Annotated in this window: 25 protein-coding genes, 2 pseudogenes and 1 riboswitch; of the genes and pseudogenes, 19 read left to right on the top strand and 8 right to left on the bottom strand. The window is 59.0% G+C overall.

The annotated features are described in order from the left end of the window. Positions 1-35: 35 nt before the first annotated feature. Genes ACM6I6_RS14325 through ACM6I6_RS14310 form a run of 4 tightly spaced genes read right to left on the bottom strand, consistent with a single transcriptional unit; the run spans position 36 to position 4,136 of the window. Positions 36-929: a polysaccharide deacetylase family protein gene (locus ACM6I6_RS14325; protein ID WP_406591618.1), complete on the bottom strand. Its 894-nt coding sequence runs from the start codon at positions 927-929 to the stop codon at positions 36-38. Positions 930-981: 52 nt separating this feature from the next. After that, on the bottom strand, positions 982-1,890 hold the full coding sequence (locus ACM6I6_RS14320; RefSeq protein WP_414920082.1) for an NAD-dependent epimerase/dehydratase family protein: 909 nt from the start codon (positions 1,888-1,890) through the stop codon (positions 982-984). Positions 1,891-1,940: 50 nt separating this feature from the next. Next, positions 1,941-2,675, bottom strand: a complete 735-nt coding sequence (locus ACM6I6_RS14315; protein ID WP_414920081.1) for an SDR family NAD(P)-dependent oxidoreductase — start codon at positions 2,673-2,675, stop codon at positions 1,941-1,943. A gap of 42 nt (positions 2,676-2,717) precedes the next feature. After that, complete coding sequence (locus ACM6I6_RS14310; RefSeq protein ID WP_323627104.1) at positions 2,718-4,136, bottom strand: APC family permease; 1,419 nt, start codon at positions 4,134-4,136, stop codon at positions 2,718-2,720. A gap of 433 nt (positions 4,137-4,569) precedes the next feature. Between ACM6I6_RS14310 and ACM6I6_RS14305 the strand changes: the two genes are divergently transcribed. The 15 genes and pseudogenes from ACM6I6_RS14305 (at position 4,570) to ACM6I6_RS14235 (ending at position 16,627) form a co-directional block, all read left to right on the top strand. Then, the gene (locus tag ACM6I6_RS14305; RefSeq protein ID WP_274076274.1) at positions 4,570-5,385 is read left to right on the top strand and encodes a winged helix-turn-helix domain-containing protein; all 816 of its coding nucleotides are present in this window, start codon (positions 4,570-4,572) and stop codon (positions 5,383-5,385) included. Next, positions 5,382-5,864, top strand: coding sequence for a hypothetical protein (locus ACM6I6_RS14300; protein WP_274076273.1), 483 nt, complete (start codon positions 5,382-5,384; stop codon positions 5,862-5,864). Before ACM6I6_RS14305 ends, ACM6I6_RS14300 begins: the two co-directional genes overlap by 4 nt. A gap of 46 nt (positions 5,865-5,910) precedes the next feature. After that, positions 5,911-6,291 carry a hypothetical protein gene (locus ACM6I6_RS14295; protein ID WP_414920080.1) on the top strand — a complete coding sequence of 127 codons (381 nt, stop codon included), beginning with the start codon at positions 5,911-5,913 and terminating at the stop codon, positions 6,289-6,291. A gap of 83 nt (positions 6,292-6,374) precedes the next feature. After that, positions 6,375-6,746: a hypothetical protein gene (locus ACM6I6_RS14290; protein WP_414920079.1), complete on the top strand. Its 372-nt coding sequence runs from the start codon at positions 6,375-6,377 to the stop codon at positions 6,744-6,746. Further along, on the top strand, positions 6,743-7,729 hold the full coding sequence (locus tag ACM6I6_RS14285; RefSeq protein ID WP_414920078.1) for a helix-turn-helix domain-containing protein: 987 nt from the start codon (positions 6,743-6,745) through the stop codon (positions 7,727-7,729). Before ACM6I6_RS14290 ends, ACM6I6_RS14285 begins: the two co-directional genes overlap by 4 nt. A gap of 271 nt (positions 7,730-8,000) precedes the next feature. Beyond that, positions 8,001-8,501 (top strand): outer membrane beta-barrel protein, encoded by a 501-nt coding sequence (locus ACM6I6_RS14280; protein WP_274076269.1) that lies wholly within the window; start codon positions 8,001-8,003, stop codon positions 8,499-8,501. 137 nt (positions 8,502-8,638) lie between these two features. Further along, the gene (locus ACM6I6_RS14275; protein WP_414920077.1) at positions 8,639-9,811 is read left to right on the top strand and encodes a DUF1624 domain-containing protein; all 1,173 of its coding nucleotides are present in this window, start codon (positions 8,639-8,641) and stop codon (positions 9,809-9,811) included. A 33-nt stretch (positions 9,812-9,844) separates the two neighbouring features. After that, positions 9,845-10,040, top strand: a riboswitch (cobalamin riboswitch). Between the two features lie 137 nt (positions 10,041-10,177). Next, positions 10,178-11,191, top strand: coding sequence for an ABC transporter substrate-binding protein (locus ACM6I6_RS14270; protein ID WP_414920076.1), 1,014 nt, complete (start codon positions 10,178-10,180; stop codon positions 11,189-11,191). An 8-nt stretch (positions 11,192-11,199) separates the two neighbouring features. Next, positions 11,200-12,204 carry an iron ABC transporter permease gene (locus ACM6I6_RS14265; protein ID WP_323627162.1) on the top strand — a complete coding sequence of 335 codons (1,005 nt, stop codon included), beginning with the start codon at positions 11,200-11,202 and terminating at the stop codon, positions 12,202-12,204. After that, positions 12,201-12,992 carry an ABC transporter ATP-binding protein gene (locus ACM6I6_RS14260; RefSeq protein ID WP_414920075.1) on the top strand — a complete coding sequence of 264 codons (792 nt, stop codon included), beginning with the start codon at positions 12,201-12,203 and terminating at the stop codon, positions 12,990-12,992. Before ACM6I6_RS14265 ends, ACM6I6_RS14260 begins: the two co-directional genes overlap by 4 nt. A 23-nt stretch (positions 12,993-13,015) precedes the next feature. Next, positions 13,016-14,350, top strand: coding sequence for an OprD family porin (locus ACM6I6_RS14255; RefSeq protein WP_414920074.1), 1,335 nt, complete (start codon positions 13,016-13,018; stop codon positions 14,348-14,350). Between the two features lie 108 nt (positions 14,351-14,458). Continuing rightward, a complete protein-coding gene (locus tag ACM6I6_RS14250) occupies positions 14,459-15,067 on the top strand; it encodes a trimeric intracellular cation channel family protein (protein WP_274076257.1) in 609 nt (202 codons plus the stop codon). Between the two features lie 73 nt (positions 15,068-15,140). Beyond that, on the top strand, positions 15,141-15,506 hold the full coding sequence (locus ACM6I6_RS14245; RefSeq protein WP_414920073.1) for a hypothetical protein: 366 nt from the start codon (positions 15,141-15,143) through the stop codon (positions 15,504-15,506). Positions 15,507-15,565: 59 nt separating this feature from the next. Beyond that, a pseudogene (locus ACM6I6_RS14240) lies at positions 15,566-15,960 on the top strand (GFA family protein). A 52-nt stretch (positions 15,961-16,012) separates the two neighbouring features. Continuing rightward, complete coding sequence (locus ACM6I6_RS14235; protein ID WP_323627093.1) at positions 16,013-16,627, top strand: LysE family translocator; 615 nt, start codon at positions 16,013-16,015, stop codon at positions 16,625-16,627. A 55-nt stretch (positions 16,628-16,682) separates the two neighbouring features. Here ACM6I6_RS14235 and ACM6I6_RS14230 read toward each other — a convergent pair. The 3 genes and pseudogenes from ACM6I6_RS14230 to ACM6I6_RS14220 form a co-directional block, all read right to left on the bottom strand. Next, positions 16,683-16,880, bottom strand: a pseudogene (locus tag ACM6I6_RS14230) (GNAT family N-acetyltransferase); the annotation flags it as partial. Positions 16,881-17,031: 151 nt separating this feature from the next. Next, positions 17,032-18,933: a potassium transporter Kup gene (locus tag ACM6I6_RS14225; protein ID WP_414920072.1), complete on the bottom strand. Its 1,902-nt coding sequence runs from the start codon at positions 18,931-18,933 to the stop codon at positions 17,032-17,034. Between the two features lie 193 nt (positions 18,934-19,126). Next, positions 19,127-19,585 carry a winged helix-turn-helix transcriptional regulator gene (locus ACM6I6_RS14220; protein WP_414920071.1) on the bottom strand — a complete coding sequence of 153 codons (459 nt, stop codon included), beginning with the start codon at positions 19,583-19,585 and terminating at the stop codon, positions 19,127-19,129. Between the two features lie 99 nt (positions 19,586-19,684). On the opposite strand from ACM6I6_RS14220, the gene ACM6I6_RS14215 reads away from it, so the two are divergent. Then, positions 19,685-20,932: an MFS transporter gene (locus tag ACM6I6_RS14215; RefSeq protein ID WP_414920070.1), complete on the top strand. Its 1,248-nt coding sequence runs from the start codon at positions 19,685-19,687 to the stop codon at positions 20,930-20,932. Here the strand turns inward: ACM6I6_RS14215 and ACM6I6_RS14210 are convergent. Further along, positions 20,914-22,836, bottom strand: a complete 1,923-nt coding sequence (locus ACM6I6_RS14210; protein WP_274076250.1) for a sigma-54-dependent Fis family transcriptional regulator — start codon at positions 22,834-22,836, stop codon at positions 20,914-20,916. The two genes, ACM6I6_RS14215 and ACM6I6_RS14210, sit on opposite strands and share 19 nt — an antisense overlap. A gap of 258 nt (positions 22,837-23,094) precedes the next feature. On the opposite strand from ACM6I6_RS14210, the gene ACM6I6_RS14205 reads away from it, so the two are divergent. From ACM6I6_RS14205 to pqqA, 3 genes are all read left to right on the top strand, one after another. Then, on the top strand, positions 23,095-24,027 hold the full coding sequence (locus ACM6I6_RS14205; RefSeq protein WP_414920069.1) for a transporter: 933 nt from the start codon (positions 23,095-23,097) through the stop codon (positions 24,025-24,027). Between the two features lie 55 nt (positions 24,028-24,082). After that, positions 24,083-26,179: a PQQ-dependent dehydrogenase, methanol/ethanol family gene (locus ACM6I6_RS14200; RefSeq protein WP_414920068.1), complete on the top strand. Its 2,097-nt coding sequence runs from the start codon at positions 24,083-24,085 to the stop codon at positions 26,177-26,179. Between the two features lie 80 nt (positions 26,180-26,259). Next, the gene (pqqA, locus tag ACM6I6_RS14195; RefSeq protein ID WP_003243383.1) at positions 26,260-26,331 is read left to right on the top strand and encodes a pyrroloquinoline quinone precursor peptide PqqA; all 72 of its coding nucleotides are present in this window, start codon (positions 26,260-26,262) and stop codon (positions 26,329-26,331) included. The last annotated feature ends 200 nt before the right edge of the window (positions 26,332-26,531 follow it).

Raw genomic sequence — 26,531 nt, 5'->3', positions numbered from 1 at the left:
AGCAGCGACCCTCCCTCGAGGGTCGCCTCCCCCTGCTATCGGTGAGCTATAACCGGTCCCTGGTAATACGGCAGCTTGTCGATCCGTGGTTTGTAGGCCCCCGTGGCGACACTGCGCTGGACATGCGCGGCGATCTCGTCCATCCGGGCAAACCAGACATCACCCTTGGCCATCATGTATTCGATCAGCTTCGACACCTCATGCCAGCGTGACAATCGACCGGAAAGGAACGGATGCCAGACCGGCACGAAGAGCGCGCCATACTCCCAGGCGGCATCGAACTCGGCCTTGAACACCTCGACGGCGCGTTGCGGCGACTGGATCGGCATCTGGAAATCCAGGTCGATGCTGTGCATGTACTGCGGCCAGTCATCCAGCGCCCAGCTTGACGGCAGCTCCACCAAGTCCCCCGCTCCCGTGCGCAACAGATAAGGCACATCATCGCCCATCAAGGAGGCGTCATAACTGAAACCGCGTTCGATCAACAGGTCAGCCGAGTGCTCTGACATGTTGTAAAGCGGCGCCCGCCAGCCGCGCGGTGCCTGACCGGTAAAGCGCTTGATGGTGTCGCAACCACGATCGAGCCAATAGGCTTCCTCTTCCCGACTCAGCTCGTTGGGATGCTCATGGATATAGCCGTGGTGGGCAATTTCGTGCCCACCTTCGACGATCGCCTCGATGGCCTGCGGGTATTGCTCGATGCACCAGGCGGGAATGAAAAACGTCTGCTTGATCTCGAAGCGTCGATAGGTTTCCAGGATCCTTGGTATCGCCACTTTAGGGCCGTAGTGCAGCATCGAAATACTCGCAACCCGTGTCGCGGAATCCTTGGGGTGCGCCACATGCAGAATGCTGTCTGCATCCATATCAAAGGTAAAGGCCACGGCGCAGCGTGCACCGTTTGGCCAGACAATCGGATTTTCAATCATGCTTAATCACCCGTGAGTATTGAACGTTCACCAACAGCGACCCAGCGCCCGATCAATACTCGTGATCGACCAACCAGTTGGAATAATGGGTGAGTCCTTTTTCCAGCGACCACTGCGCGCGATAACCCAACTCCCGCTCGGCGGCACTCAGGTCCCATTCGCCATGGCGATCGAGATGCCAATAACCGCCGCCCACTTCGATGCGTGCTTGGGGAATGATCTTGCGGATGATTTCAACGGCTTGATGCAGCGTCCAGGAGCGATCGCCGGCAATATTGAAGACGCCGCCTTTGAGGTCCCGGGTTTCGGCCGCCATCAATACGGCACGCACGACGTCTTCCACGTGGATGTAGTGGAACCTGTGATCGCCGCCCGAAGCCAAGGTAAATGTTTCACCACGGTGGACGGTTTTGAGGATGTCCCTGAGCACCTGGGGCATCTTGTTTTCCGGGCCATACACTTCGGCGATTCGCAGGGAAATCACTTCCATGCCATAGAGATCGTTGTAGACCCGGCCAAAGTGCTCGGTGGCAATCTTGGTGACGCCGTAGGGCGTTGTCGGGTAAGTCGGTGTTTGCTCATTGATCTCTCCTTCGTAATGTCCATAGACCGTTTCCGAAGAAAAGTTGACCAACTTCTTGATGCCCGCCAGGCGCATGGCTTCAAGCAAATGGATGGTGCCATCGATGTTCGCCGTCACCGTCGTGATGGGCAGGTCGATGGACAAGTCGGGATGGGACATGGCCGCGGTGTGAATGACACGATCAATACCATGTTCCTGGATGGTCCTGACAATCCGCGGGATATCGAACAACTCTCCCTGCACAGGGGTCATGAACTCGGACCTGGCTTCGGAGTAGTCACGGTTGTAACTCACCACCTTGACGCCTTGCTCGCTGAGCTTTTTCGTCAGGTATCTGCCCACATAGCCCAAACCACCGGTAATCATTACAGCGCTCATGTTGTTTCCTTCTTGTTATTAGCGGTGAAGTCAAACTTCAAGACACCCAGCTAGATCGCAGCGCCGCCATTGGGGCTGATGATCTGTCCAACCATGTAATCACCGGCGGGCCCGGCCAGGGCTTCGACCATGGCGGCGATTTCATCCGGCTTGCCAAAGCGCCTCAATGGCAGGCTCGCACGGGTTTCATCGTTGAATTCGAGGGTGTCGTTGATCAGCATGTCGGTCTCGATCGGCCCCGGCGCCACCGAGTTGACCAGTACACCTTTGGGGGCCACTTCCTTGGCGACCGCCTTGGTCAGCGCGATCACCCCGCCCTTGGAAGCGCAGTACGCGGCATAGGTCGGGAAGCCGATCAGCCCCAGCTCGGAGCTGATGTTGATGATCCGCCCCTGACCGCGTGCGAGCATGCCCGGCAACACCGCCTGCATGCAGGCCCAGGTCCCGCCGAGGTTGGTACTGATCATCTGCTCCCACTGCGCCCAGGTCGTTTGCTCGACTGTCGCCGACACCAGTCTCCCGGCATTGTTGACCAGGATATCGACCCGGCCGTAGCGGCTCTCCGCCTCGCGAAGAATGCCGGCTGCGGATTCGGGGTTACTGATATCCGCCTGAATGGTGATCCCGTCGCCACCGTTGGCTTCGGCTGTGCGGATGACCTCGTCCAGTTGATCCCTGGTGTCGAAGTAGTTGAGCACCAGATGATCACCACTTGCCGCAAAACGCCTGGCGATGGCCAGCCCAATACCCCTTGCAGCGCCCGTGATAACGACTACACGTTTCATAAGTTCTCCCATGATTTTTTAGATGAAAGCCGTGCGTGCAAATCAGGCTTTGGAAAGTACGGGTTTCCTGGAGACACGCGATTGCCAGACCAGGATCAGTGCGCCAGACAGTATCGTCAGCGCGCCCAGGTACCAGGCCGTGTATTGATCCTCTGGCGAGACCGGATTGGCGCCGGCGGTGTAACCGATGTATCCCAGGACGAGAATGGCGAGAGTTGCAGGGATCGACAGTGCGAACGCGATTGCCAAACGCTGACGGCGGAACGTCATGACAATGAAGGCAGCAATGGCGGCCATGTAGGACATCACCAGCGTGATAGTCACCACGTCGTAGTACCAGACGATCTTGTCCAGCGGCTTCCACCACAGCAGTGCAATGGCGACGGCCGCGACGATCACGCTGGCGAGCCAGGGCGACTTGGTCTTGTTGACGGCACTGAGCGCCAACGGCAGATGCCCTTCTTCACTCATGCGATAAAGCGTGCGCGCCGCTGCACTCGAAGAGATCTGCATGCCGGCACAGGCCGACGTAATCACCACGAACAAGGCAATCCAGGCCAGGGCCGGTGGCAAGTAGACGTTTGCCACCGCGGCGATTGGCCCACCGTTGCCGTCCTCGATGATGGCCGCCAGTGTCTCCACGGGCACGGCGTACTGCCAGCCGATGGCCGCGAGGGTGTAGATGACGAAGGCGGACGTCAGCACGAGCAACATGGAGCGTTGCACGGTACGAACCGGAATCCGCGACTCCTCGATGTAGTTGATCGCCGAATCGAAGTTGGCGAGCATCCATACACCGAACAGCACCCCTGGCCCGATGGCTGACCAACCGTCCGCCCCTTCTGGCGTGTACATGGACAGCACCGACAGGTCCGGTACCTGAGGGTCGATGATGCCCATCAACCCGAGCCCGGCAACGACACCGATCTCGAAAATCAGGAAGATGCTGGCGATTTTCGCGGTGGCATTGACGCCCTTGCAGGAAATGGCCAGGAAGACCAGGACCATGCCCGTACCAATCAGTTTGGCGTTGAGCGCACCCGCCAGGGCCGGGAACAGCGCCTGGATATATTCGGTGCCGATGATTGCGCACATGGCCATTACTGCCGTACAGGCAACGGAGTAGGCCCAGCCGAGAATGGTCCCGACGCTGGTATGCAGGAAACGCGAGGTGAAGGTAAAGACGCCGCCTGCCGAGGGGGCCTGGCGAGTGAGGGAGATCATGCAGAACGCCATGACCAGCATGGGGAAGAAGTACGCAATCAATATGGCCAGCGGCGCATGGTGGCCCGATATCGAGTAAAGAATCGACATCGAAGAGGCGGCAATCCAGCCCGGAGCATTAAAACCAAGTGCGGAAAACGTTACATCCCTGGTGGTGAGCGTCCCCTTGTTCAGCGCTGTATCAAGTTCACGAACAGTTCCGTCACGGTCATAACCGATGATTTCATAGAAGTTCATTTGTCAGGCTCTGATTAATAGCTATAGAAGATCTTGTAGCGTCAAGCCGTGGGAATCGGTTTGCACGCCGCTGTTATTATTCAACTATGCAAAATGCAGATACTCACAACCCGAACAAGCCAATCAAATAGCTTATGCAGAGTTGACTTGCAGCTTTGTTGTTTTTATCGCTGTGGTTTTTAAACCTTTGAATGGGTGGCCAGTATAGAAACAGCCAAAAAAAACCTACCATCAGGAATTTCCGATCTTTGCATCTGAATGGGCGAAGTAAGGCTCGCCCACCTTGCAGTTTTCGGATAGCGCCGGTCATTCGATCCGCGCATCATCACCGCCCCCGCTCATAGCCGTTCCCTTCGACAAGAATGCACTGCGTCAAATCGGCCTCTGAAACCGTCTCTATACTCAGCCAGAACCACCTGAACGGAGGACTCCCATGCGCTACGCCTTCACATTGAAAAATGGTGCCATGGCCCTTTTCGATCCAGACACCGCCTTGCTTACCCTCACCACGCCCCATGGGGAAGTACAAAGCACTACGATAGGCAGAGCAGAATCGCGTCTATTGGAGCTGCTGCTCATGGAGCCCGGGCAGACTAAAAGTCGTGAAGAGATCATCGACTACACCTGGAATGACCGCGTCGTCGCCTCCGGCAGTTTGAACCAGGCGGTTTTCTCCCTTAGAAACATTCTCAATGACAGCCGTGATCACGAGATTCTGATGACGGTTCCGCGAAGAGGTTATTGCTTCAACCGTCTTTATGTAGTCGATGTCCCCACAAATCCCCCAACGCCCTCGGAAGAAGCTGCGCCTGTGCTCGCCGTTGAAGAGCCGGCGCCGTTCGGGAATGACGATCTTGCGGTGCCTTCAGCAAAGACCAGGAAATCAACTTACCTGACAAAAGCCCATTTAATCGGCTATGTGCTGACCTTGGCAGTCTGCGCCTACACGGGTTTCCACTCAGGTTTCGACACATCGAAAATAGAAGTCTCCACCCTCAAACAAAATGAACTGGTCATCCATGCATTAGGCGAGAGTGTCGCCGAAGCTGAATCGCTGAGGGATCTCTCGGCGACCCAAGTGCAACAGCTACCGCCAAACTTGAAAGGCGAAGTCTGGTTGAACCTGTTTAAAACAAACTACTCTGTTTCGTGCGTTCGTCCGGATCTAAGCACTGCAAACCTGCAATTGAATAGCGGGCAAAAAGACCTTGCCCCGATGATCCGGCAATGTTTGGAAGCCACCCTATGAAGTCAATGACCTCTTCAACTGTTCACTGGATCGTGCTTGCAATCATCAACGCGGCCTGTGTCTTTTCCCTGACCTATTCGCCCTCTTATTACATGGAAAATATCAGTTATCAAACCATGACTCGTCAATGGCTGGAGGACTCCAATCAACTCAATACCGAAGAGTACCTGACCATCGGCCATGGCCGACTGACACAAACCACGATTGAAAGCCTGAACGGAAAGATTCGTAATGCAACCATCTCGGCGCAGATTGTCCGGGAAAGCAAACACCATGTGCAAATAAAGATCAGCAACGTCAAACTCAGCCAGGACACTGAATTATTCGCCATTGAAAAGACTCCGGATCTGTTTTTCAGGCGTCAATTCGTTCTACAGGAAGGCGCCGTTCTCAACTATGAGTTGCTCCCCACCTCCAACAAAAACGCCGTATGCTTTTATGTACATGACATTGGCCGCTTGCGCTGCATGAATCACTGAGACATCTGCAACCCATCACATCAGAACAAAAATAATAATTACTAATTTGAATCAAACCCCCTCCCCCCCGCAACATCCCGCCTTTGTAGCGCTCGAAGTCGTTCCTGCTGACATCAGCGTTGAAAACATACATTTTCCGCGAGTCGTCATATCAATGATAACCAGGATCCTGGCAGTTCTAGCGCTGGCTGCACTATCGTTTCCTTGCGCGGCACACAATGAATATTCGGTCGGCAGTACGGAAATCGAACTCTACGAATTGGAATTGAGCCCGAACGAAACAATCAAGCTCAAGCACTTGAAAATCTACTCTGAAAAGCAAGCCCATGACGATGAAGACGCTTTTGACAACGCCTTGCCTGCCCCGCCACAAAATCAACAATCAGAGTCACGACCTGTCGCTGACTCCAGTTTGAGCAAAATATGAGTTTTTGACTTCAACCAGCACCGTGGGAGCAGGACTATCCGCAGGCACTGCCTGAAAACATCATCAACAAGGAACGCACGTCAATGCTGCTAAGAAACCTCGCTACCGTATCCTTTGGTGTATTGCTGTCTCTCAAGGCCTTGGCTGATGACAAGGAACTCTATAGCGCCGACCTGACGCGTCTTGAAAGCAACAAGAACAAGCTGAGCGATGAAAAGTCCGATTACAGGATTGTCACAGCCTATCGTGCTGAGGATTTTTTTGCTTTTGATGCGGCAGCCATCGGCCCGGCCAGCCAGAAAACCGCGATCTTTGGATCGAACCTGGCACCCGATAAACTTCAAGGCCTGGTGGAGTTATCCTCGAGCGACGCGTACGTCTTTACTGCGGCATTGTCGATGCCTGAGAAAAACCCGGGCACTGTCCAATTAGCTGAAGAGCAATCTATTCCATGAGCATCATGATCCCTGATGAAGTCTTTCACGTAACGGCCACGTCTGCGGACCAAACCGATAGAACAGTTGGCCGTTGGCAGCTGAGCCTCGCACCGTTGGAGCACGAAGCAAACATCAGGCAGCACAAGCTCTTTCAGGGTTCCAGGCTGCAATGCAGTCGTCTGGAGTTTGACTCAACCGTCACCTTGATGGGTTGTGTCCCTCAGGGCTTTGTAACCCTTGCCATTTCACAGGCTTTGGTGGGTCGACCCACGGTCAATAATCATCATTTGTGGCCTAACGAAATCATCGTGTTGTATAGCGGTGAGCCCGTGCACTACACCTGCGAGCCGAATGAAACGCTTTTCACCCTGACCACGACTCTCGAACATTACGTACATTGCCTTGGAAACCATTCTTCCATCGATATGCTGCGGGATAGAAAGGAGCAGCGCTTTCAGGTTGCACATTACCAGTTGGTGCAATCCGCCATTCAGGCGATCAACGCCTACTCCATGGACGCCACCCCGCCTCGTTTGCAACCGCTCAGCTGCGCTGAAACTTCAGCGGCTGAAAGTGCGTTGCTGATTTCTCTGCTACGGGCCCTGATACCTGTTGGCCGATCCGCGCTTACTCCCCCGCGAAGAAGAAAGATCGCAATAGAGGCCATGCAATACATTCATGAAAACACCAAAAAATCCCTCAGCATGAAGGCGTTGGTCAAACAACTTCAAACCACAACTCGCAGCTTGCACCATGGCTTCGTCGAAACGTTCGGGATTTCGCCGATCGCTTACATCAAGAACCTGAGACTCGCTCGTGCCCGTCGGGACTTGATCCGCAACACTTGGCCGACGGTCACTGAAACCGCCATGTATTGGAATTTTCACCATCTGGGCCGGTTTTCCAAAGCGTATCAGGATGCTTATGGAGAACCCCCCTCGGAAACGGCCAGGCGTAACTCTGCAAAACTGGCCACGGCCGCCAAAAATAACAATCAATAATTTTCATCCCACAGCCTGAATGGTCAGCATGCTTGTTTCTACCCAAGGGGATAAGCATGCGCTATCGACTGAATTCGCTACCACTCAAACAGAAAGTCATCTTTTGCCTGGCCGCCTATTTATCGGGCGTTGCCTTAGCCTGGTTGGTTAACACCTATCAAACCCTTTGAAGGCATTCATAAATATCAATCAATGACTTCAATCAGCATTCACGCTCATTCAAATTCTCGGCCAACACCCATCGACAACCCGTAGAAGGACCCTGCCTCACATGCTATTTCGAAACCTTGGCTTCGTTTCCCTGCTTTCGTTGCTGTCTTTTCAGGCGCTCGCTGATGACAAAGGTTTATATCTTGGCGCCGGCGTCAGCAGCATTGAAACCGACAAAGTCCATTTGAACGATGAAGACACCAGTTATAAGGTTTTTGCAGGTTATCGCCTCAACAACTATCTGGCCTTCGAAGGCGCCTTCGTTGATCTCGGCCAATTCGAAGACAGCAATCTGGATTTCGACGGTAAGTCTGTCCAGGCCAGTGCCCATCTCGGCTTTCCGTTAGGAGACCGAGTGCGAGTATTCGGCATTGTCGGTGCCCATGCCTGGGATGCCGACGGCAATGCCGCCGATGACGATACGGGCGTGGACCTGACCTACGGTGCCGGCGTTGAACTCGATGTATTTCGCAACATCGGTGTCCGCGCTGAATATGAAGTACTGCAGGTCGGTAACATGGACCTGAATCAAACAACGGCATCCGCTTACATTCTCTTCTAAACCCCTCCTGAATTGAGCGGCCAGGCGGGTCGCTCAACCTCAAGCCTTCATCCCCCCCGCTGTCTTGCCCTGTTGATCCTTTTTTTTGCCTGGATTAAATGTTATGTTATATCAATACTCACGGACTGCGACTTTCAATGACAAACCTTGTTCAAAACCCACCCATCACCAGCGTCAGCCAACGCCTGATGTCCATCGATGCCCTTCGGGGATTGGTGATCATCTTCATGCTGCTGGATCACGTGCGCGAAACCTTCTTCCTGCACCGCCAGGTCACCGACCCGATGCTCATCGACAGCACTGAACCGACGTTGTTTTTCAGCCGCACACTCGCCCATTTGTGTGCGCCGGTGTTCGTCCTGCTCACGGGCTTGTCTGCGTTTCTGTACGGCGAAAAGCACCAGGGCACGCACGCCGTGTCGACCTTCCTGTTCAAGCGTGGCCTGTTCCTGGTGGTGCTGGAGTTCACCCTGGTGAATTTCGCCTGGACCTTCCAGCTCCCGCCCACCGTGATTTACCTGCAGGTGATCTGGGCGATCGGCGTCAGCATGATTGCCCTCGCGGCACTGGTCTGGCTGCCGCGCCCCATCCTCTGCGGCCTGGGGCTGGTCATAGTCGGCGGGCACAACCTGCTCGACACCCTGCACTTCCCGGTCGGTTCGGCGCTGCACATCCCTTGGGCCATTCTGCATGATCGCGGCTGGATCGAATTCTCCGACAGCCTGCGCCTGCGCACGTCCTACCCGGTGCTGCCGTGGATCGGGGTCATCGCCCTGGGTTACTGCATCGGCCCCTGGTTCGCCCGCCCCGCCTCGACCGCCCTGCGTCAGCGTTATCTGTTGCTGGCGGGGGCCGGCGCACTGATCGGTTTTGTCCTCCTGCGCCTGGCGAACGGTTATGGCGAGGCACACTGGGCGGTCCATGAAAGCACCACACACACCCTCATGAGCTTCTTCAACATCACCAAATACCCACCTTCCCTGCTGTTCCTGGGCCTGACGCTGGGCATTGGGCTCTTGCTGTTGCTGGGCTTCGAGCGGGCCCAACAACGCAAGTGGATCAGCACCCTGGCGGTCTTTGGCGCGGCACCGATGTTCTTCTACCTGCTCCATCTTTATGTGCTGAAAGTGCTGTACCTGGTCAGCGTGGCGTTGTTCGGTCTGAACCACGGCGACTACTTCGGGTTCGATGGCATTTGGGCCGTGTGGCTGACCGCCGTGCTGCTGGCTGCGGCGCTGTATCTGCCGGTGCGCTGGTTCGCCGCATTGAAGGCGCGTCGGCGTGATATCGGTTGGCTTAAATACTTCTGATCAGGAGATGGGTTCGCCTCGGGCGGCATGATCGACTACCATGCCGCCGCCGGTTTCCACATGGGATTAATAGGGAATCCGTGATGCTGCCAACGCATCAAACGGAACTGCCCCCGCAACTGTAGGTGCTGAGCCTGCTCCTCAATTGCCACTGGGATCGAATCCCGGGAAGGCTGGAGCAGGCGATGACGCACCAGTCAGGAGACCTGCCGGCCAAGCAACAATCACTAACCGGCGGGGTGTCCGGGGAGGACATCCTTGTGCGCGCGTCACCCAGGTGACGGGCCCTGCTCTGCCTTTCCGGCAGCGTTCGATGATGTGTTTCCAGACCCTTGCGCCGTGTACGGTTCAAATGGAGATTGCATCATGCTGCTGCCCCGCTTTGTCGCCCTGGTCACTGGCCTGGGTCTTACTTCCCTCGCCTGTGCTGCACCGTCCCATTACCCGCTGACGGTGGAGAACTGCGGGAGTACGCTGACCTTCGCCCACGCCCCTGCCCGGGCGGTGACCATCGGCCAGGCCGGCACCGAGATGCTCTTCGCCCTGGGATTGGGCGACAAACTGGTCGGTACTTCGCTGTGGTTCAATGATGTGCTGGCTCAGTACAAGGCACAGAACGACAGGATCGAACGCCTGGCCGATAACGAGCCGAGTTTCGAATCGGTGATCGGCAAGCGCCCGGGGCTGGTCGCCGTGGAGCTTGAGTGGATGGTCGGCCCGCAAGGCGCAGTCGGTACTCGCGAGCAGTTTCACGAGCTGCAGATTCCCACCTACCTGATGCCCTCGGACTGCGAGTCCAAGGACAACCTGGTCGGGGCCGACGGCACTCGCCTGCAGCCGTTTCGGATTGAAAGCATTTACAAAAGCGTCACCCAACTGGCCGAGATCTTCGACGTCCAGGCCCGTGGGCAGCAGCTGAACGCGCAACTGCAGGCCAGCCTGGCCAGGTCCATGGCCCTGGTGCAAGGCAAGGACCTCAAGCACACCAGCGCGCTGGTCTGGTTTTCCAGTGCCAGCCTGGATATCGACCCCTATGTCGCCGGGCACAAGGGCATTCCCGACTTCATGCTCAACACCCTGGGCGTGCGCAATGTGGTGCAGTCCGACGAAGAGTGGCCAACGGTTGGCTGGGAAACCATCGCCAAGGCCAACCCGACGTTCCTGGTGATCGCGCGCATGGATCGCCGGCGCTTCCCGGCTGACGACTATCAAAAGAAACTGCAATTCCTGCGCAGCGATCCTGTGACCCGCAACATGGACGCGGTGAAAAACAACCGCATCATCATCCTCGACGCCATGGCCATGCAGGCCAGCCTGAGAACGTTCGACGGTCTCGAAGCGCTGGCTACCGCCATCAACGGCTACGACCTGCCGCAATGACCAGGACGCTGATTCGCACCCTGCTCGCGTTGCTGATACTGCTGCTGGCCGTGACCGCCGGTGTGGCCATCGGTGAAACCAACATTGAACCGGCGGTGGTGTTCCAGGTGCTGGCCAACAAACTGTGGTCTGCAGGTTTTGCCGTCGATCCCATCGACGAGGGCATCGTGTGGAACTACCGCCTGACCCGTGCGCTGGTGGCGGCGGCTTGCGGTGCGGGCCTGGCGACTTGCGGGGTGATCCTGCAATCGCTGCTGCGCAACCCCTTGGCCGATCCTTACCTGCTGGGCATTTCCGCAGGGGCCTCGACGGGCGCGGTGCTGGTGGCGTTGCTGGGCTTGGGCGCCGGAGCCATTTCGATGTCGGCCGGGGCGTTTGCCGGGGCCGTTACGGCCTTTGCCGTCGTTGTCTTGCTCGGCCGGGCCAGCGGTTCGCCTGGCAGCACCTCGCAGATCATCCTGGCGGGGATCGCCGGTTCGCAATTGTTCAATGCGCTCACGGCGTTCCTGATCACCAAGTCGGCCAGTTCCGAACAGGCCCGCGGCATCATGTTCTGGTTGCTGGGCAATCTCAGTGGCGTGCGTTGGCCTTCGGTGTGGCTGGCGGTGCCGGTTGCGCTCGCCGGCCTCGCGGTTTGCCTGTGGCACCGGCGTGCGCTGGATGCCTTCACCTTTGGCGCGGATTCTGCGGCCTCGCTCGGCATCGCAGTGCGTCCCGTGCAATTTCTGTTGATCGGTTGTGCCGCCCTGGTGACGGCGGTGATGGTGTCGATCGTCGGCTCCATCGGTTTCGTTGGATTGGTCATTCCCCACGCCGCCAGGCTGTTGCTGGGCACTGGGCATACGCGCCTGCTGCCGGCGAGCGCGCTGGGTGGCGCGGTGTTCCTGATCGCCGCCGATGTGCTCTCGCGCACGCTGATCAAGGGCCAGGTGATACCGGTCGGTGTGATTACCGCATTGGTTGGGGCACCGGTGTTCGCGCTGATCCTGGTCGGTCGGAGGAATGCCCGATGAACGCGGCTGCACCTGTTCTCCACGACCCCGTGCTGAGTTGCTCCGGTGTCGGGTTCTCGATCCGCGATGCCGAGTTGCTGCGCGACATTCACCTGGACATCCACCCCGGCGAGACCCTGGGCCTTGTGGGGCCCAACGGCTCGGGAAAGTCCACGCTGCTCAAACTGCTGGCCGGCGTGCGCAGCCCCAGCCGGGGAAACATCCACCTCAACGGCCAAAACCTCAAGACCCTGTCACGGCGAACCATCGCGCAAACCCTGGCGGTGGTTGAACAACAGGCCGACACCCAGGATGCGATCAGTGTGTTCGATGCCGTGGCCCTGGGCCGCACGCCGTGGCTGTCGGCCCTTAGTCCGTGGTCGGCTGTAGACGATGACATCGTCCATCAGGCCTTGCTCGACGTGGATGCGACTCATCTGCGCGCCCGCACCTGGCGCAGCCTCTCCGGTGGCGAGCGCCAGCGCGTGCACATCGCTCGCGCCCTGGCCCAGCGCCCGCGGATCCTGCTGCTGGACGAACCGACCAATCACCTGGACATCCAGCACCAGCTGGCGATCTTGCAGGTTGTTCACGCGCTGCCCGTGACCACCGTGATTGCCCTGCACGACCTCAACCAGGCACTCACCTGTGATCGTTTGGCCGTTCTGGAAAAGGGCCGCCTGGTGGCCCTGGGCAAACCGCTTGATGTGTTGACCCCACAACGCCTGCTGGACACCTTCGGCGTCCATGCGCACTACCTCATCGACCCCTTTGACGGCGCGCAGATCCTGCGCCTGCGTTCATCCTGATCTTGTTTGTGGACACCGCAAAAATGCCTACCCGATCCGCCTTTCTCCTGGCCCTGGCCAGTCCCTTCACGCTGGCTGATTCGGCGCAATCGCAAGCCAATGGCTTTGTCCAGGACAGCGCCTGGAGTGTGCTCAATCGCACGGTCTACGACCATCGCGAGTACCGTCATGGCGCCCGCAACAGCGCTGCGCGTAACGCCTACAAGCCGCGCGACGAGCGTAATGGCTACGCCGAGGAATGGGGCTACGGGCTGATGGGTACGCTGCAATCGGGCTTCACCCAAGGCCTGATCGGGGTGGGTTTGGATGCCCATGCCTATCTGGGCATACAACTGGACAGCGGCGGTGGCCGCGCAGGGAAAGCGCGATTGCTTGGGCTCGACAACCAGGGGCATCCCAAGGACGAGTTCAGCCGTGGCGGTGCCGCGATAAAATTCCGCGCATCCTCGACAGTGCTGAGCTACGGCGAGCAGCGGGTGAAAACCCCGGTGTTCAGTTCATCCGACAGTCGCCTGCTGCCGGAAACCGCCACCGGCCTGTTCCTCACCAGCAACGAGTTCGCGGCACTGAAGCTGGTGGCAGGACACTTCACCGAGAGTACCGATCGCAATGCCAGCAGTCACGACCAGGGCCTGGTGGTCAATTACTCCAACGCCGTGAAAGGCAAGACCTTCGATCTCGCGGGCATGGTCTACACACCGGCAAAGAACCTGAACCTCAGCCTCTATTCATCGCGCTACGAGGACACCTGGAACCAGCACTACCTGGGCGGCACCTTCCTCCAGCCGCTGGATGAACAGCGCTCATTGGCATTCAACCTCAACCTGTACCGCACCACTGATGAGGGCAAGTCGTTATCCGGCAGGATCGACAATACCACCTGGAGCCTGATGTCCACTTACACCCAGGGCCCCCACGGCTTCAGCCTCGGTTATCAGAAGGTCGATGGAAACACGCCGTTCGACTACGTCACCCGTGGTGCGATCTTCATCAGCAACGCCGTGCAGCTGTCGGACTTCAACGCACCCAATGAACGATCCTGGCAGGCTCGCTACGATCTGGATGCCAGCCCTTGGGGCGCGCCGGGCCTGTCCATGAGCGCCGCTTATGTACGCGGCAGCCAGATCGATGGCAGCCACGTCGACCCGCAAGGTGGTTATGCCTATCTGGGTTATGGCGAAGGCGGCAAACATTGGGAGCGCGACCTGGAGATGCGTTATGTGGTGCAAGGTGGCGCGGCGAAAGGCACCACGTTTTCGCTGAGACACAATGTGCATCGGGGCAATACGGCCCAGGCTGAGCTGGACACGGACCAGATACGCCTGGCGGTCGAATACCCGCTGACAGGCAGGTTGTGAAAAGGTCGGTTATCGTTGTGACAAGCGCAAATCCGGGCTTGCACTGAATTACACTCAGGAGGCTGCTCGCAGGCGCATTGGCCAGCCGCCACCTGAAAGGAATACCAGATGCTTTATTTCCAGCAAATGTTGGGCATTGCCGTGTTTTCCATCACCGGCGTGCTGGCAATCAAGAAAGCCGATGTGGATTTATTTGGTGCCGTAGTGCTGGGGATCATCACCGCCATTGGGGGTGGCACGATAAGGGACCTGCTGCTCGATCTGCCGATCTTCTGGATCGCCGACTTCAACTACATCTGGGTCGCCCTGTTCGCTGCGCTGTTGGCGTTCTTTTGCACGCAACGCCTGCAACGACGTTACCGTATCCTGCTGTATCTCGACGGTCTGGCAGCGGCGCTGTTCGGCTTGTCGGCCACCGAAAAAGTCCTGGCCTTGCAGCTGGCTGCCCCCCTGGCGGTGATGATGGGCGTGCTGACCAGCATCGGCGGCGGTATCGTCCGGGATGTCCTGGCTGGTCGGGTTTCGCTGCTGATGTCGCGGGAGATCTACGCCACGCCCATTCTGTTGGGCTGCACCCTCTACGTCCTGTTGCGAGACGTGTTCCCGACCATCTGGGTCGCCGGCTGGATTGCCTTGGTCTTCACCTTCGGCCTGCGGTTTTTGGCCATTTACAAGCATCTGCAGATGCCGGCAATCTTTTCCACCCGGCAGGGATGATTCTTCGGTAAATTACGACCAGCGATGCAGCCAACGCTGGAATGGACCCTCTCCACTACAAGGACGCGACATTATGCAAATCCCCTTTTCTCAACTCAGCGAGCGCTTGCACGATCGCCGATTTACGGTAGCGGGCAACACCCACGGGCTATCCGGCGCAGGCACGGTCTTTCATTACCAGGTCGAGGGCGATGCCATTTCGGGGACTTACCAGGGCGGCAAGATCCGCATGGGCCACCAAGTCGGCCGCGTGACAGGCCCCGATACCATCGAGCTGCTGTTTCATTGCCTGACCACGGAGGGCGAGATTCTTTCCGGCTGGTCCCGTGGCACGGTGGGCGTTGATCACACAGGACGTACTACGTTGTCCTTCGTATGGGGTTGGTTGTCGGGTGCGACTGGAGGTGGCGAGTCGAGCTATGTCGAGCTTGCTGCGTAGCAAACCGCAAAAACCAGTCATGCCCTGATCTGCGCACAGTGACAAAACCGGAGGATGAAATGAAAGGAAGCTGCGCCTGTGGGGCGTTAGGTTATGAGATCGACAGCATCGATATGCCCATCAGCCATTGTCATTGCAGTACCTGTCGCAAGACCCATGCCGCCGCTTATGTTTCCACGGCAGGCGTGCTGAGAGCGCATTTCCGATGGACTCGAGGCCTGGAGGCATTGCGGGCTTCGAGTCATCACCCGGGAAGAAACGACACTTCTGTTGCCACTGCGGATCGCACCTTGCCGCTGAGCGTATCGGCTCAGCCGCGATGATCGTGCGCGTAGCCACGCTGGATGAGGAGCCTGGCGCCAGGCCCGAGTTCCACATCTGGACGGAGCAGGACGTAGCGTGGCTGAATGGGAAAGGACTGCCTGAGTATTCACAATGGCAGCCCGGACGATAATGGAATGTTTGCCTGGTCATAATCACCGTCCGCGGGACTTGCGAGGAAGCACATGATCGATGGTTCTGCCGTTTTGACGGTTTTTCTGGTCTACCTGGCCGGCGTCGTTATCCCTGGACCCAATTTCGTCGCAGTGGTCCACAAAGCGGTTGCGGCTACACGGTCGCAAGCCCTGGCCTTGGTAGCAGGGATCGTGCTGGTCAACCTGTTCTGGTCCACCTGTGCCATTGCAGGTCTCGGCATTGTCTTTGCTGCGCTCCCCTGGGCTGCGCTTGTGGTGAAGGTTCTGGGGGCCGCCTACCTGATGTGGTTCGGCTTGCGCTTGCTGGTCAACGCGGGGAAGCATGCGCCTGGCCGGCCAGAGGATGCCGTCGCGGGTAGTTGCAGGCAGGCCTTTATCCAGGGGGTGGTGACCAATATTGGCAACCCCAAGTCCATGGCCTTTTATGCCGCGGTTTTTTCAGCCGCCGCCCCCGCCCACGTTTCGCCAGGCACCTTTGCGTCGATGCTGGCGGTTGTCGTGGTGGTGTCGATGGCCTGGTATGGCATGGTCGCCATCGCCCTTTCGCAACCCAGGATTGCTGGCGCGTATCGAGGGAGGAAGAAGGCCATCGATCGACTGTGCGGTGGGTTGATTTTGTCCCTGGGGATCCGCCAGCTGGTTTAGCAATCTGGCAGATTGGTGCCGGATTTGCGCGTCACGACGCATCAGCTACTGCTCAAATGCGCTTCTCCAGACGCAATGCAGGCGCATGGTCTTCGTAGTAGTCGTGAACCATAGCGAAGCGTCGGTAACCGTTACGCTCATAAAGGCTGATAGCGACGGGATTATCCGGCCGCACTTCCAGTCGCAGGTAGGCGCGGCCGTGAGCGCGCGCACACGCCTCCGCCTCATCCAGGAGCTGTTTGCCAAGGCCGAGGCGGCTCGCGAGTTGCAGCAGAAATTCAACGCGGCCTATCCGCTTTTTCTCACGGGAATGCTGGTTGCGGGGGGCCTGGTGGTCGTCGCGCTCAAGCGTCTGACACGGGGCTCATCCAGCATCAATGGCCCGCATTGAACGCTTGAGATCTTTACATCTCAACCTGTGTGCCCAGCTCAATCACCCGATTCAACGGCAACTTGAAGTACTTCAGATTGCTGTTGGCGTTCTTGAGCAAAAACGCAAACAGGCTTTCTCGCCAACGGGCCATGCCGATGCGCTTGGTCGGGATCACCGTTTCCCGGCTGAGGAAATAGGTCGTGCGCATCGGGCTGAAATCCAGGTCGGTCAAGTGGCACAGACTCAAGGCCAAGGGAACATCGGGTTCCTCGATAAAACCAAAGTGCAGGCTGACCCGGAAGAACCCTTCACCATAGGCTTCAACCTCGAACCGCTGTTGCGCACTCACGCGAGGGCTGTCCTCAGACACTACGGTGAGCAGTACCACCTGCTCATGCAAAACCTGGTTATGCAGCAGGTTGTGCAACAGCGCATGAGGAACAGCATCGGTCCTGGCCGTCAGAAACACTGCCGTGCCTTGCACACGATGGGGAGGTTGCGAACGGATGCTGTCGATGAATAGCGGGAGCGGCAGTGCGGTTTCATCCAAGCGCTCGACAATGATTTTCCTGCCGCGCTTCCAGGTCGTCATCAAAATGAACAGGCCAATGCCGGCAATCACCGGGAACGCGCCGCCCTGGAAAATCTTCGGCGCATTGGCCGCGAAGTACAGGCTGTCGACCAGCAGGAAACCGAGCAGCATTGGAATGGCCAACCAGCGCGGCGTTTTCCATAGCAGCAGGACAACCGCCGAGGACAATATTGTCGTGATCAACATGGTCCCCGTCACTGCGACGCCATAGGCTGCGGCCAACGCACTGGACGACTCGAAGCCGATGACCAGCAGGACTACACCGACCATCAATGCCCAGTTGACCGTGCCGATGTAGATCTGCCCTTGCTCCTGACTGGAGGTGTGCTGGATAAACATGCGGGGGATATAACCCAGCTGGATGGCCTGGCGAGTCAGGGAGAACGCACCGGAAATCACTGCTTGAGAAGCGATGATGGTGGCCAGTGTGGAGAGCGCGACCATCGGCAGCAGGGCCCAATCAGGCGCCAGCAGATAGAACGGGTTGCGCACAGCCTCCGGGTTACCCAGGATCAAGGCGCCCTGGCCAAAGTAATTGAGCACCAAACCGGGCAGTACCAGCATGAACCACGCGCGCGAGATCGGTTTGCGGCCAAAGTGGCCCATGTCGGCATACAGTGCTTCAGCACCGGTCAGTGCCAACACGACAGCGCCCAGAATCACCACCCCGATTCCCGGATGAACCACGAAGAACTGCACGGCCCAGGCAGGATTGAGCGCTTGCAACACTTCTGGGCGCTGCATGATCCCATAGATCCCAAGCGCACCCAACACCACGAACCACAGCACCATGACCGGACCAAACAGGATGCCGATTCGAGCCGTGCCATGTTTTTGTATCAGGAACAGCGCCACCAGCACGATCACTGACAAGGGCACGACCCAGTGTTCGATTCCGTCAAACGCCAGCTGCAGTCCTTCAACCGCGGAGAGCACCGAAATGGCCGGGGTAATCATGCTGTCCCCGTAAAAAAGTGCCGCGCCAAACAGGCCGAGCAGCACCAGTGCCTTGCTCATGTACGGATAAGGTGCTGCCGCGCGACGGGCTAACGCGGTCAACGCCATGATGCCGCCTTCGCCCTGATTGTTGGCACGCAGGATGAACAACACGTACTTGATCGAGACCACCCAAATCAGCGACCAGAAGATCAACGACAGAATGCCCAGCACTCCGTCGTGATTGACCTGGACGCCGTAGTGGCCGGCAAAGACTTCTTTGAGCGTGTAGAGGGGGCTGGTGCCAATGTCCCCATAAACCACCCCGACAGCGGCGACGAGCAAGCCGACCCCTGAGGTTCTGGATGGGGAATCTGTGTGTGCAAGGGTCACTGTTTTACTCAAGGGCCGCTTCTCTCGTATGGTGGGGGAAGAAGTTCACGTCATCCTTGGGCAATACATTGCCAGTGCCATTAAAAATGCAGATGCATGGACCGTTGAAAATCGCGGCCAGTATCGTTGCAGACTGACCCGCCTACCGTAAAAAAAGCGTAAAAATTAATCGGCGGGCGCCAAAGGTGCCGGTCTGCCCCTCGATTCACGATTCTTCGTCAAGGCGTCTAACCCTGTGGCAATCAGCAGGTCCCAGCTTCTGCCCGCTTGCTGAGCGAACCTCAATCGGCATCAGCGGCTGGCCGGACCTGTTGTCCAGCAGCACGGAACGGGTCTCCTGGGGCTCGAACAGAAAACGTTCGCCCCACTGCCGCATGCTGACCACCACCGGAAAGATCTCCCGCCCTTTTTCCGTCAGCACGTACTCCTTGTAGGCGCTGCCATCTGAGGCCGGTCGAACGTCGAATATCCCGACCTCAACCAGCGCCTTCAATCGCGACGCCAGAATATTCTTCGCCACGCCCAGGCTCTTTTGAAATTCGCTGAACCGGCGAATATCGTCGAAAGCGTCGCGGATGATCATGAGTGACCAGCGATCGCCAATGACTTCCAGTGTTCTGGCTACCGGGCATTCGTTGCCTGGCGGTGAGGTGTCTTCGAGCATTTTGTTGACCTTGCGGAATGTGGTTGCAATTTGAAACCGAATACACCAACAATTGAATCCAGTTTTCAATTGAAACCAGTTTAGCCCATGGAGGCGCACATGACAGCAGATGTCGATTCAGCCAGCCAATGTCTGGTCAGGGAGCCTTCGCCAATATCGCCTGCGGTAACCGACCGCTTTCAAGGGCTCTCGCCATCGCTCACGTTGCTGTTTTCCATCACCTGCGCGCTGGCAGTGGCCAATGTTTACTTCGCCCAACCATTACTCGACTCCATGGCGCAGAGCCTGGGTGTGGCCTCATCAATGATCGGGATCGTAGTGACTGCGACACAGGTGGGTTACGCATTGGGGTTGCTGTTCATCGTCCCGCTGGGGGACCTGGTCAACCGCAAGCGACTGATGTTGACGCAAGTCCTGCTGTCTGCGGTGGCACTGGCGGCGGTCGGTGCAGCACAGCAATGGCTGGTCCTGTTGGGTGCCATGATCGTGATGGGGTTGCTGGCAGTGGTCGTTCAGGTGCTGGTGGCCTACACCGCTGTGCTGGCAACGCCCTCGCAACGCGGGCAAGCAGTCGGGACGGTCACCAGCGGGATTGTCCTGGGCATCCTTCTGGCGCGATTTACTTCCGGCTTGATCGCAGACATCGCAGGCTGGCGCGCTGTCTATTATGTGTCCTCAGGTTTGATGCTGACCCTCGCGGCAGTGCTGTGGAAAGTAGTGCCTGTCACACCCTCCCCCAGGCAAAAGGATACCTACCTCGCGCTCATCGGCTCGCTGTTCAAACTGTTCATCAGCGAACCCACGTTGCGCGCCAGGGGCCTGCTGGCGCTGCTGATCTTTGCCGCTTTTTCCGTGCTGTGGACAGCCATGGTAATGCCGTTGAGCGCCCCGCCGCTGTCGCTTTCACACACCGCCATCGGCCTGTTCGGCCTGGCCGGTGTCGCCGGTGCCCTGGCTGCCAGACGCGCCGGTCGCTGGGCCGACCAAGGCCTGGGGCAACGCGTGACCGGCATTGCGCTGGGGCTCCTGACGCTGTCCTGGTTGCCCATCAGCGTTGCCGAGACGTCGCTGGTCGCGCTGGTCTGCGGCGTCGTCCTGCTCGACTTCGCGGTGCAGGCCGTGCACGTCACCAACCAGAGCATCATTTTCGCCGCACGACCCGACGCCCAAAGCCGCATGGTCGGCGCCTACATGTGCTTCTACTCGGTCGGCAGCGCGCTGGGGGCCGCCGCCGCGACCCAAGTTTATGCGTTTTGGGGTTGGGAGGCCGTCAGCCTGCTGGGGGCCTTGATCAGTGTCAGTGCCTGGATTCTGTGGTTTCTCACGTCTCAATCCGACGGCAGTTGATAACCCTCCTCGATTGCCTTGAGCTTGCGGTACAGGGTCGCTCGCCCGATCCCCAGGCTGCGCGCGGCGGCCGAGAGGTTGCCGCCGCTCGCTTCCACCGCCGCCTTGATCGCGCGCAGCTTCGAGACCTGCAGGGTATCCCCCGCCTTCGGCTGCGGCTGCGGCGTACCTGGCGCTGATTCGACCGGGGTATCACAATCCTCCAATACGTCGTCCGGCAGGTGCTGCAGGCCGATTTCCTCTTCATTCTCGGCCAGGGCAGCGGCCAGGCGCAGGGTCTGGTAAAGCTGACGAACATTTCCCGGCCAGCGGTACGCCAACAGCGCCTGCAGCGCCACCTTGCTCAGCCTGGGCGATGGGTGCGCGTTGGTTTCGGCGCGCAGCAGGTGCTGGATCAGTGCGTCGAGATCGTGGCGTTCACGCAACGCCGGCAGGACCACGCGCAGGCCGTTGATGCGGTAATAGAGATCCTCGCGAAACCCCTGGTTGGCGCTGAGCTGCTTGAGGTCGCGGTGAGTGGCGCAGATCAACGCGCAATCCACCTTGATCAACTGACTGCTGCCAAGCCGGGTCAGGCTGCGCTCCTGCAGCACGCGCAGCAGGCGACCCTGCAGCTCCGGGGGCATGTCGCCGATCTCGTCGAGGAACAGGGTGCCCTTGTGCGCCTGTTCGATCTTGCCGCTGGCGCCGCCCTTGCGGCTGCCGGTAAAGGCACCTTCGGCGTGGCCGAACAATTCCGACTCGATCAGGCTGGCGGGGATGGACGAACAGTTGATCGCAACGAAGGCTTCGCCGGCGCGCCTGCTGCCTTCGTGCAACAGACGGGCGAAGACCTCCTTGCCCGTGCCGGTCTCACCGTTGATCAACACCGGGATGTCGCGGGCGAAGGCCTTGCGTGCGCGGGACAGAGCGTCCTGCAGGGCCGGATCCTGCAGGCACGGGCCCGATTGCGGCGCTGGCAGCGGCTCGGCGGTACTCGCAGGCAAGGGTAGCCGACGTTGTCCCCGTTCCGGTTTGCGCTCGGGGCCGAGGGTGATGCAAGCATGCAGGTCGCCGCAGTGGTGACCGCGCAGGCGCAACGGTGCGCTGAGGTCGTGGCGGCAATAACAGGTGGCATGGACGAAGGGCATGTCGAACAGCTCGGTAAAGTCCAGGCCGGCGTGGTTCTCGCCGAGCTTCAACAACTGACCGGCGATGCGGTTGGCGCAGCGAAGCTTACCGGCCGGGTCGAAGGCCAGCAGACCTTCCAGTGGCGTGCCGAGGATGTCCAGGCGATGGTGCAGATGCACCAGCAGCACGTCGCCAAGTTGGGCGAACATGCGGTTTTCGATGGCGCGAGCGGCGAACACCAGGCTATCGAGGGTATAGACCGAGGGCACGCCATGTTTGCTGCTGGCGTCCAGTACCCCGACGATGCCGCCGTCCAGGCCAAAGATCGGCGTGGCCAGGCAGGAGAATTGGCGAGCCTCCTCCAGGTAATGCTCCTCGCCGACAAAAAACACCGAATCGCGCTCGGTCAGGACGCAACTCGGCGCGGTGGTGCCCACGTTTTGTTCAGAGATCTGCGCACCGACACGGAACACCTGATTCAACTCGCGGTTGTCCGGGCTGAGTCGACCCAGGCTGCTGAGCACCACGCCTTCCAGATCGAGGCAGGCCAGCACCCAGTCTTTCGGCGACAGGGCGGCGTGCAGCTGCTCCATCTCCGGGGCGGCGCAGGTCAGCAAGAGGCGATTGCTTTCGGCGATCTGCGCGCGACTGGCAACCACTGGCGCGTCAAACAGCAGATTGTCGCGCGGGCACAGGCCGTAGTTCTGCGAGCGCTGCCAGGATCTCTCGATCACTTGTGAATCGACGAAACGCTTGCGCGAGGAAGGTGTCGCGGGGCTATTGAATTTGGGCATGGCATGCGTCTCGCGGCCGAATGTCTCGAAGTGGGCCAGCTCGACCCCAAGCCACTGTCTCAATTTGAGCCAGCGATACAGCGGGACAATTCCCGCGCGGCCTTCGACACTTCTTATTATTACTCAAGCCATTGATTTAAAAGCTTTTCTTACAAACCATAAAAAGCTGGCACAAGCTCTGCTCAATGACTTCACGTTAGTCCGGATAACCGCTCCGGCACTAGGTCGATCATAAACAAAAACAATAAAGGTAATGTCATGAAAATGAGCACAGGGCCGGCTCGTCGCAGCCCGGGCTGGCCGCCACACCAGTGTCGCCTGGTCCATCTGTTTCACGCTTCGCTCTTCGGCCTGCTGGCCAGTTTCTCTTGCAGCGCCATGGCGGTGGACGTCGATGCCGGCGATTACACCGCCCTTCCCGAAGGCACCAACCTGGGCCTGGTCTATTACCAACATGCCGAGCGCAATGCCCTCTACTCCGACGGTCACAAGGTGCCGATCGATGCCGGTCTGGATTCCGACATCGGTATCCTGCGCGGCGTGCACTTCACCAGGATCGGCGATTACATCGTCGACCCGCAGTTCCTCCTGCCGTTCGGCAACGTGCGGGCCAAGGATGATCTGCAAGACCTGGGCAACGACAGCGGCACTGGGGACCTGATCCTCGCCGCCACCGTCTGGCTGCTGAATGAACCGAAAAATCGCCGCTACTTCGGTATCACCCCGTTCCTCTACGTGCCCACCGGCAGCTACGACAAGGACCGCGCGATCAACCTCGGCGAGAACCGCTGGAAGCTCGCCCTGCAAGCGGGCTATATCACCGGCCTGACCGAAAAGCTGACCCTCGATCTGGTCGGCGACGTGACTTTCTTTGGCCACAACCACGACTTCGGTAGCGCTGGCGACACCCAGAAGCAGGACCCGCTCTACCAGGGCCAGGCTTTTCTACGCTACAACTTCACCGAGCGTTTCGATGTGCGTGCGGGTATTTCGAAGCTCTGGGGCGGTGAAAGCAACATCAGTGACATAGATATGGACGACAAGCCGGGCACCAGCAAATTCACGGTCGGCACGTCGTACTTCGTCACCCCGGGCACCCAGTTGATGGTCAATTACGGGCAGGACATCGCGGTGGACAACGGCTTCGAAGAGGACAGCCGCATCAACTTGCGCATCCTGCAGCTGTTCTAGCCATCGCCGCTCGCCAGGGTCTCATTCCAATTCAAATAACAGGAGTCCTGCGTCTATGAACACGCAGTCTGCATCCCGAATTCTCGCTGGCCTGGCCTTCGCCTTGCTGGCGCCGCTGGCCGTCGCCGCACACGTCGACCAGGCCGCCATCATTGCCAGTAAGCAGGACGGTAGCGAATGGCTCAGCCACGGCCGCACCTATGACGAACAGCGCTTCAGCCCACTGGACCAGATCACCGCGAAGAACACCGACAAGCTGGGCCTGGCCTGGTCCGTCGACCTTGATAACCATCGCGGCCTGGAAGCCACGCCGCTATTCGCCGACGGCGTGCTCTACGCATCGCTGTCCTGGAGCCGCGCGATCGCGGTGGATGCACGCACCGGCAAGACGCTCTGGACCTTCGATCCGCAGATCGCCCGCGACAAGGCCCGCGACGCCTGCTGTGACGCGGTCAACCGCGGAGTCGCGCTGTGGAACGGCAAGGTTTTCATCGGCACCCTGGACGGCCGGCTGATTGCCCTCGACGCAAAAACCGGCCAGCAGGTGTGGAGCCAGCAGACCACCGACAACAGCAAGCCCTACACCATCACCGGCGCGCCGCGTGTGGTGAAGGGCAAGGTCATCATCGGCAACGGTGGCGCCGAGTACGGTGTGCGGGGCTATTTCTCCGCCTATGACGCCGAGAGCGGCGAGATAGCCTGGCGCTTCTACACCGTGCCCGGCGACCCGAACAAACCCTATGAACATCCCGAGCTGGCCGAGGCGGCCAAGACCTGGAAAGGTAACGAGTACTGGAAGCTCGGCGGCGGCGGCACCGTATGGGACGGCATGGCTTATGACCCTGAACTGGACCTGCTGTACGTCGGCACCGGCAACGGTTCGCCGTGGAACCGCGAACTGCGCAGCCCCGGTGGCGGCGACAACCTCTACCTGTCCTCGATCCTTGCGCTCAACCCGGACACCGGCCGGCTGGCCTGGCACTATCAGGTGACACCGGGCGACTCCTGGGACTTCACCGCCACCCAGCAGATTACCCTGGCGACCCTGGAGATCGCCGGCAAAATGCGCAAGGTGCTGATGCAAGCGCCAAAGAACGGCTTCTTCTATGTCATTGACCGCCAGACCGGCGAGCTGCTCTCTGCCGAGAAGTTCGGCAAGGTCACCTGGGCCGAGAAGATCGACCTGGCTACCGGCAAGCCGGTGGAGGCGCCCGGTGTGCGCTACCAGAAAGAGCCCATCGTCATGTGGCCGAGCCCCTTCGGCGCTCACGGCTGGCATTCGATGTCGTTCAACCCGCAAACCGGCCTGGTGTATATCCCCTACCAGGAGATCCCGGGTGTGTATCGCAACGAAGGCAAGGACTTCGTCAAGCGCAAGGGCTTCAACACCGGCGCGGGCTTCTCCGACGCCACCGAGATTCCCCGCGAGGCCGTTTCCGGTGCCCTGCTGGCCTGGGACCCGGTCAAGCAGAAGGAAGCCTGGCGCGTGCCCTACGCTCACTACTGGAACGGCGGCACCTTGAGCACCGCCGGCAACCTGGTGTTCCAGGGTACGGCCGACGGCAACTTCATCGCTTACTCTGCAGACAAGGGCAAAAAGCTCTGGTCGTTCGGCGCACAGACCGGCATCGTCGCCGCCCCCATGACCTACAGCCTGGAGGGTGAGCAGTACATCGCCGTGATGGCCGGCTGGGGTGGTGTCGCCCCGCTGATCGGAGGCGATGCCGCCTTGGCGCCGGGGGCGGGTAACGTCAGCCGCCTGCTGGTGTTCAAACTCGACGGCAAGGCCTCTCTGCCGCCGCTACCAGAAAAAACAGTGGTGGCGGTAAACCGCACGCCAAAACCGGTCGACGCTCCCGCTGCGGATATCGCGGCCGGCCAGCAGCTGTACGGCGCCTACTGCTCCGTCTGCCACGGTGTGGGTGCGATCAGTGGTGGCTTGATCCCCGATCTGCGCAAGTCCGACGAGTCCCATCGAAACCTGTTCCAGCAGATCGTCCTGGATGGCGTACTGCGGCCTCTGGGCATGCCCTCCTTCAAGGACAGCCTCGAGCCCGCCGATGTCGAGAAGATCAAGCACTACGTAATGAGCCAGGAGTACGCCCAATACCTCAAGGCACAGCAACCGGTTGCGACCAAGGCCACGCCGTGATTGCACAGAGGTAGCGCAAAGGGGCAAGGATGCCCGATCAGCTTTTGAAACCATCCATTCAAAAAAAGAGGAACTCGATCATGTGGACCAAACCTGCCTACACCGACCTGCGCATTGGCTTCGAAGTCACCATGTACTTTGCCAACCGCTAACCCTTTAGCGTGGTGCTGCGTCTGCGTCCGTGAAGTTGAAGTGGCGTATGACGGCATGAGTATTGTGTTGTAACTGACGGCCCCTTCGCTGGCAAGCCAGCTCCTACAGTTGACCGCATTCCCCTGTAGGAGCTGGCTTGCCAGCGAAAGGGCCAGACCAGCCGCCAAAGAATCCACCGGCTGTACTCCGGAGAACCCAG

Origin of the sequence: Pseudomonas sp. IT-P218 (assembly GCF_949767605.1) — a bacterium.
Taxonomy (GTDB): domain Bacteria; phylum Pseudomonadota; class Gammaproteobacteria; order Pseudomonadales; family Pseudomonadaceae; genus Aquipseudomonas; species Aquipseudomonas putida_AE.
The sequence above is the reverse complement of the archived record's forward strand: the minus strand, read 5'-3'. Positions and strand labels throughout refer to the sequence as shown.

Excerpts from the sequence above, each read along its gene's own strand:
- ACM6I6_RS14325 (WP_406591618.1), bottom strand. The coding sequence starts at position 929 with ATGATTGAAAATCCGATTGTCTGGCCAAACGGTGCACGCTGCGCCGTG.
- ACM6I6_RS14320 (WP_414920082.1), bottom strand. The coding sequence starts at position 1,890 with ATGAGCGCTGTAATGATTACCGGTGGTTTGGGCTATGTGGGCAGATAC.
- ACM6I6_RS14315 (WP_414920081.1), bottom strand. The coding sequence starts at position 2,675 with ATGAAACGTGTAGTCGTTATCACGGGCGCTGCAAGGGGTATTGGGCTG.
- ACM6I6_RS14310 (WP_323627104.1), bottom strand. The coding sequence starts at position 4,136 with ATGAACTTCTATGAAATCATCGGTTATGACCGTGACGGAACTGTTCGT.
- ACM6I6_RS14305 (WP_274076274.1), top strand. The coding sequence starts at position 4,570 with ATGCGCTACGCCTTCACATTGAAAAATGGTGCCATGGCCCTTTTCGAT.
- ACM6I6_RS14300 (WP_274076273.1), top strand. The coding sequence starts at position 5,382 with ATGAAGTCAATGACCTCTTCAACTGTTCACTGGATCGTGCTTGCAATC.
- ACM6I6_RS14290 (WP_414920079.1), top strand. The coding sequence starts at position 6,375 with ATGCTGCTAAGAAACCTCGCTACCGTATCCTTTGGTGTATTGCTGTCT.
- ACM6I6_RS14285 (WP_414920078.1), top strand. The coding sequence starts at position 6,743 with ATGAGCATCATGATCCCTGATGAAGTCTTTCACGTAACGGCCACGTCT.
- ACM6I6_RS14280 (WP_274076269.1), top strand. The coding sequence starts at position 8,001 with ATGCTATTTCGAAACCTTGGCTTCGTTTCCCTGCTTTCGTTGCTGTCT.
- ACM6I6_RS14275 (WP_414920077.1), top strand. The coding sequence starts at position 8,639 with ATGACAAACCTTGTTCAAAACCCACCCATCACCAGCGTCAGCCAACGC.
- ACM6I6_RS14270 (WP_414920076.1), top strand. The coding sequence starts at position 10,178 with ATGCTGCTGCCCCGCTTTGTCGCCCTGGTCACTGGCCTGGGTCTTACT.
- ACM6I6_RS14260 (WP_414920075.1), top strand. The coding sequence starts at position 12,201 with ATGAACGCGGCTGCACCTGTTCTCCACGACCCCGTGCTGAGTTGCTCC.
- ACM6I6_RS14255 (WP_414920074.1), top strand. The coding sequence starts at position 13,016 with ATGCCTACCCGATCCGCCTTTCTCCTGGCCCTGGCCAGTCCCTTCACG.
- ACM6I6_RS14250 (WP_274076257.1), top strand. The coding sequence starts at position 14,459 with ATGCTTTATTTCCAGCAAATGTTGGGCATTGCCGTGTTTTCCATCACC.
- ACM6I6_RS14245 (WP_414920073.1), top strand. The coding sequence starts at position 15,141 with ATGCAAATCCCCTTTTCTCAACTCAGCGAGCGCTTGCACGATCGCCGA.
- ACM6I6_RS14235 (WP_323627093.1), top strand. The coding sequence starts at position 16,013 with ATGATCGATGGTTCTGCCGTTTTGACGGTTTTTCTGGTCTACCTGGCC.
- ACM6I6_RS14220 (WP_414920071.1), bottom strand. The coding sequence starts at position 19,585 with ATGCTCGAAGACACCTCACCGCCAGGCAACGAATGCCCGGTAGCCAGA.
- ACM6I6_RS14215 (WP_414920070.1), top strand. The coding sequence starts at position 19,685 with ATGACAGCAGATGTCGATTCAGCCAGCCAATGTCTGGTCAGGGAGCCT.
- ACM6I6_RS14210 (WP_274076250.1), bottom strand. The coding sequence starts at position 22,836 with ATGCCCAAATTCAATAGCCCCGCGACACCTTCCTCGCGCAAGCGTTTC.
- ACM6I6_RS14205 (WP_414920069.1), top strand. The coding sequence starts at position 23,095 with ATGAAAATGAGCACAGGGCCGGCTCGTCGCAGCCCGGGCTGGCCGCCA.
- ACM6I6_RS14200 (WP_414920068.1), top strand. The coding sequence starts at position 24,083 with ATGAACACGCAGTCTGCATCCCGAATTCTCGCTGGCCTGGCCTTCGCC.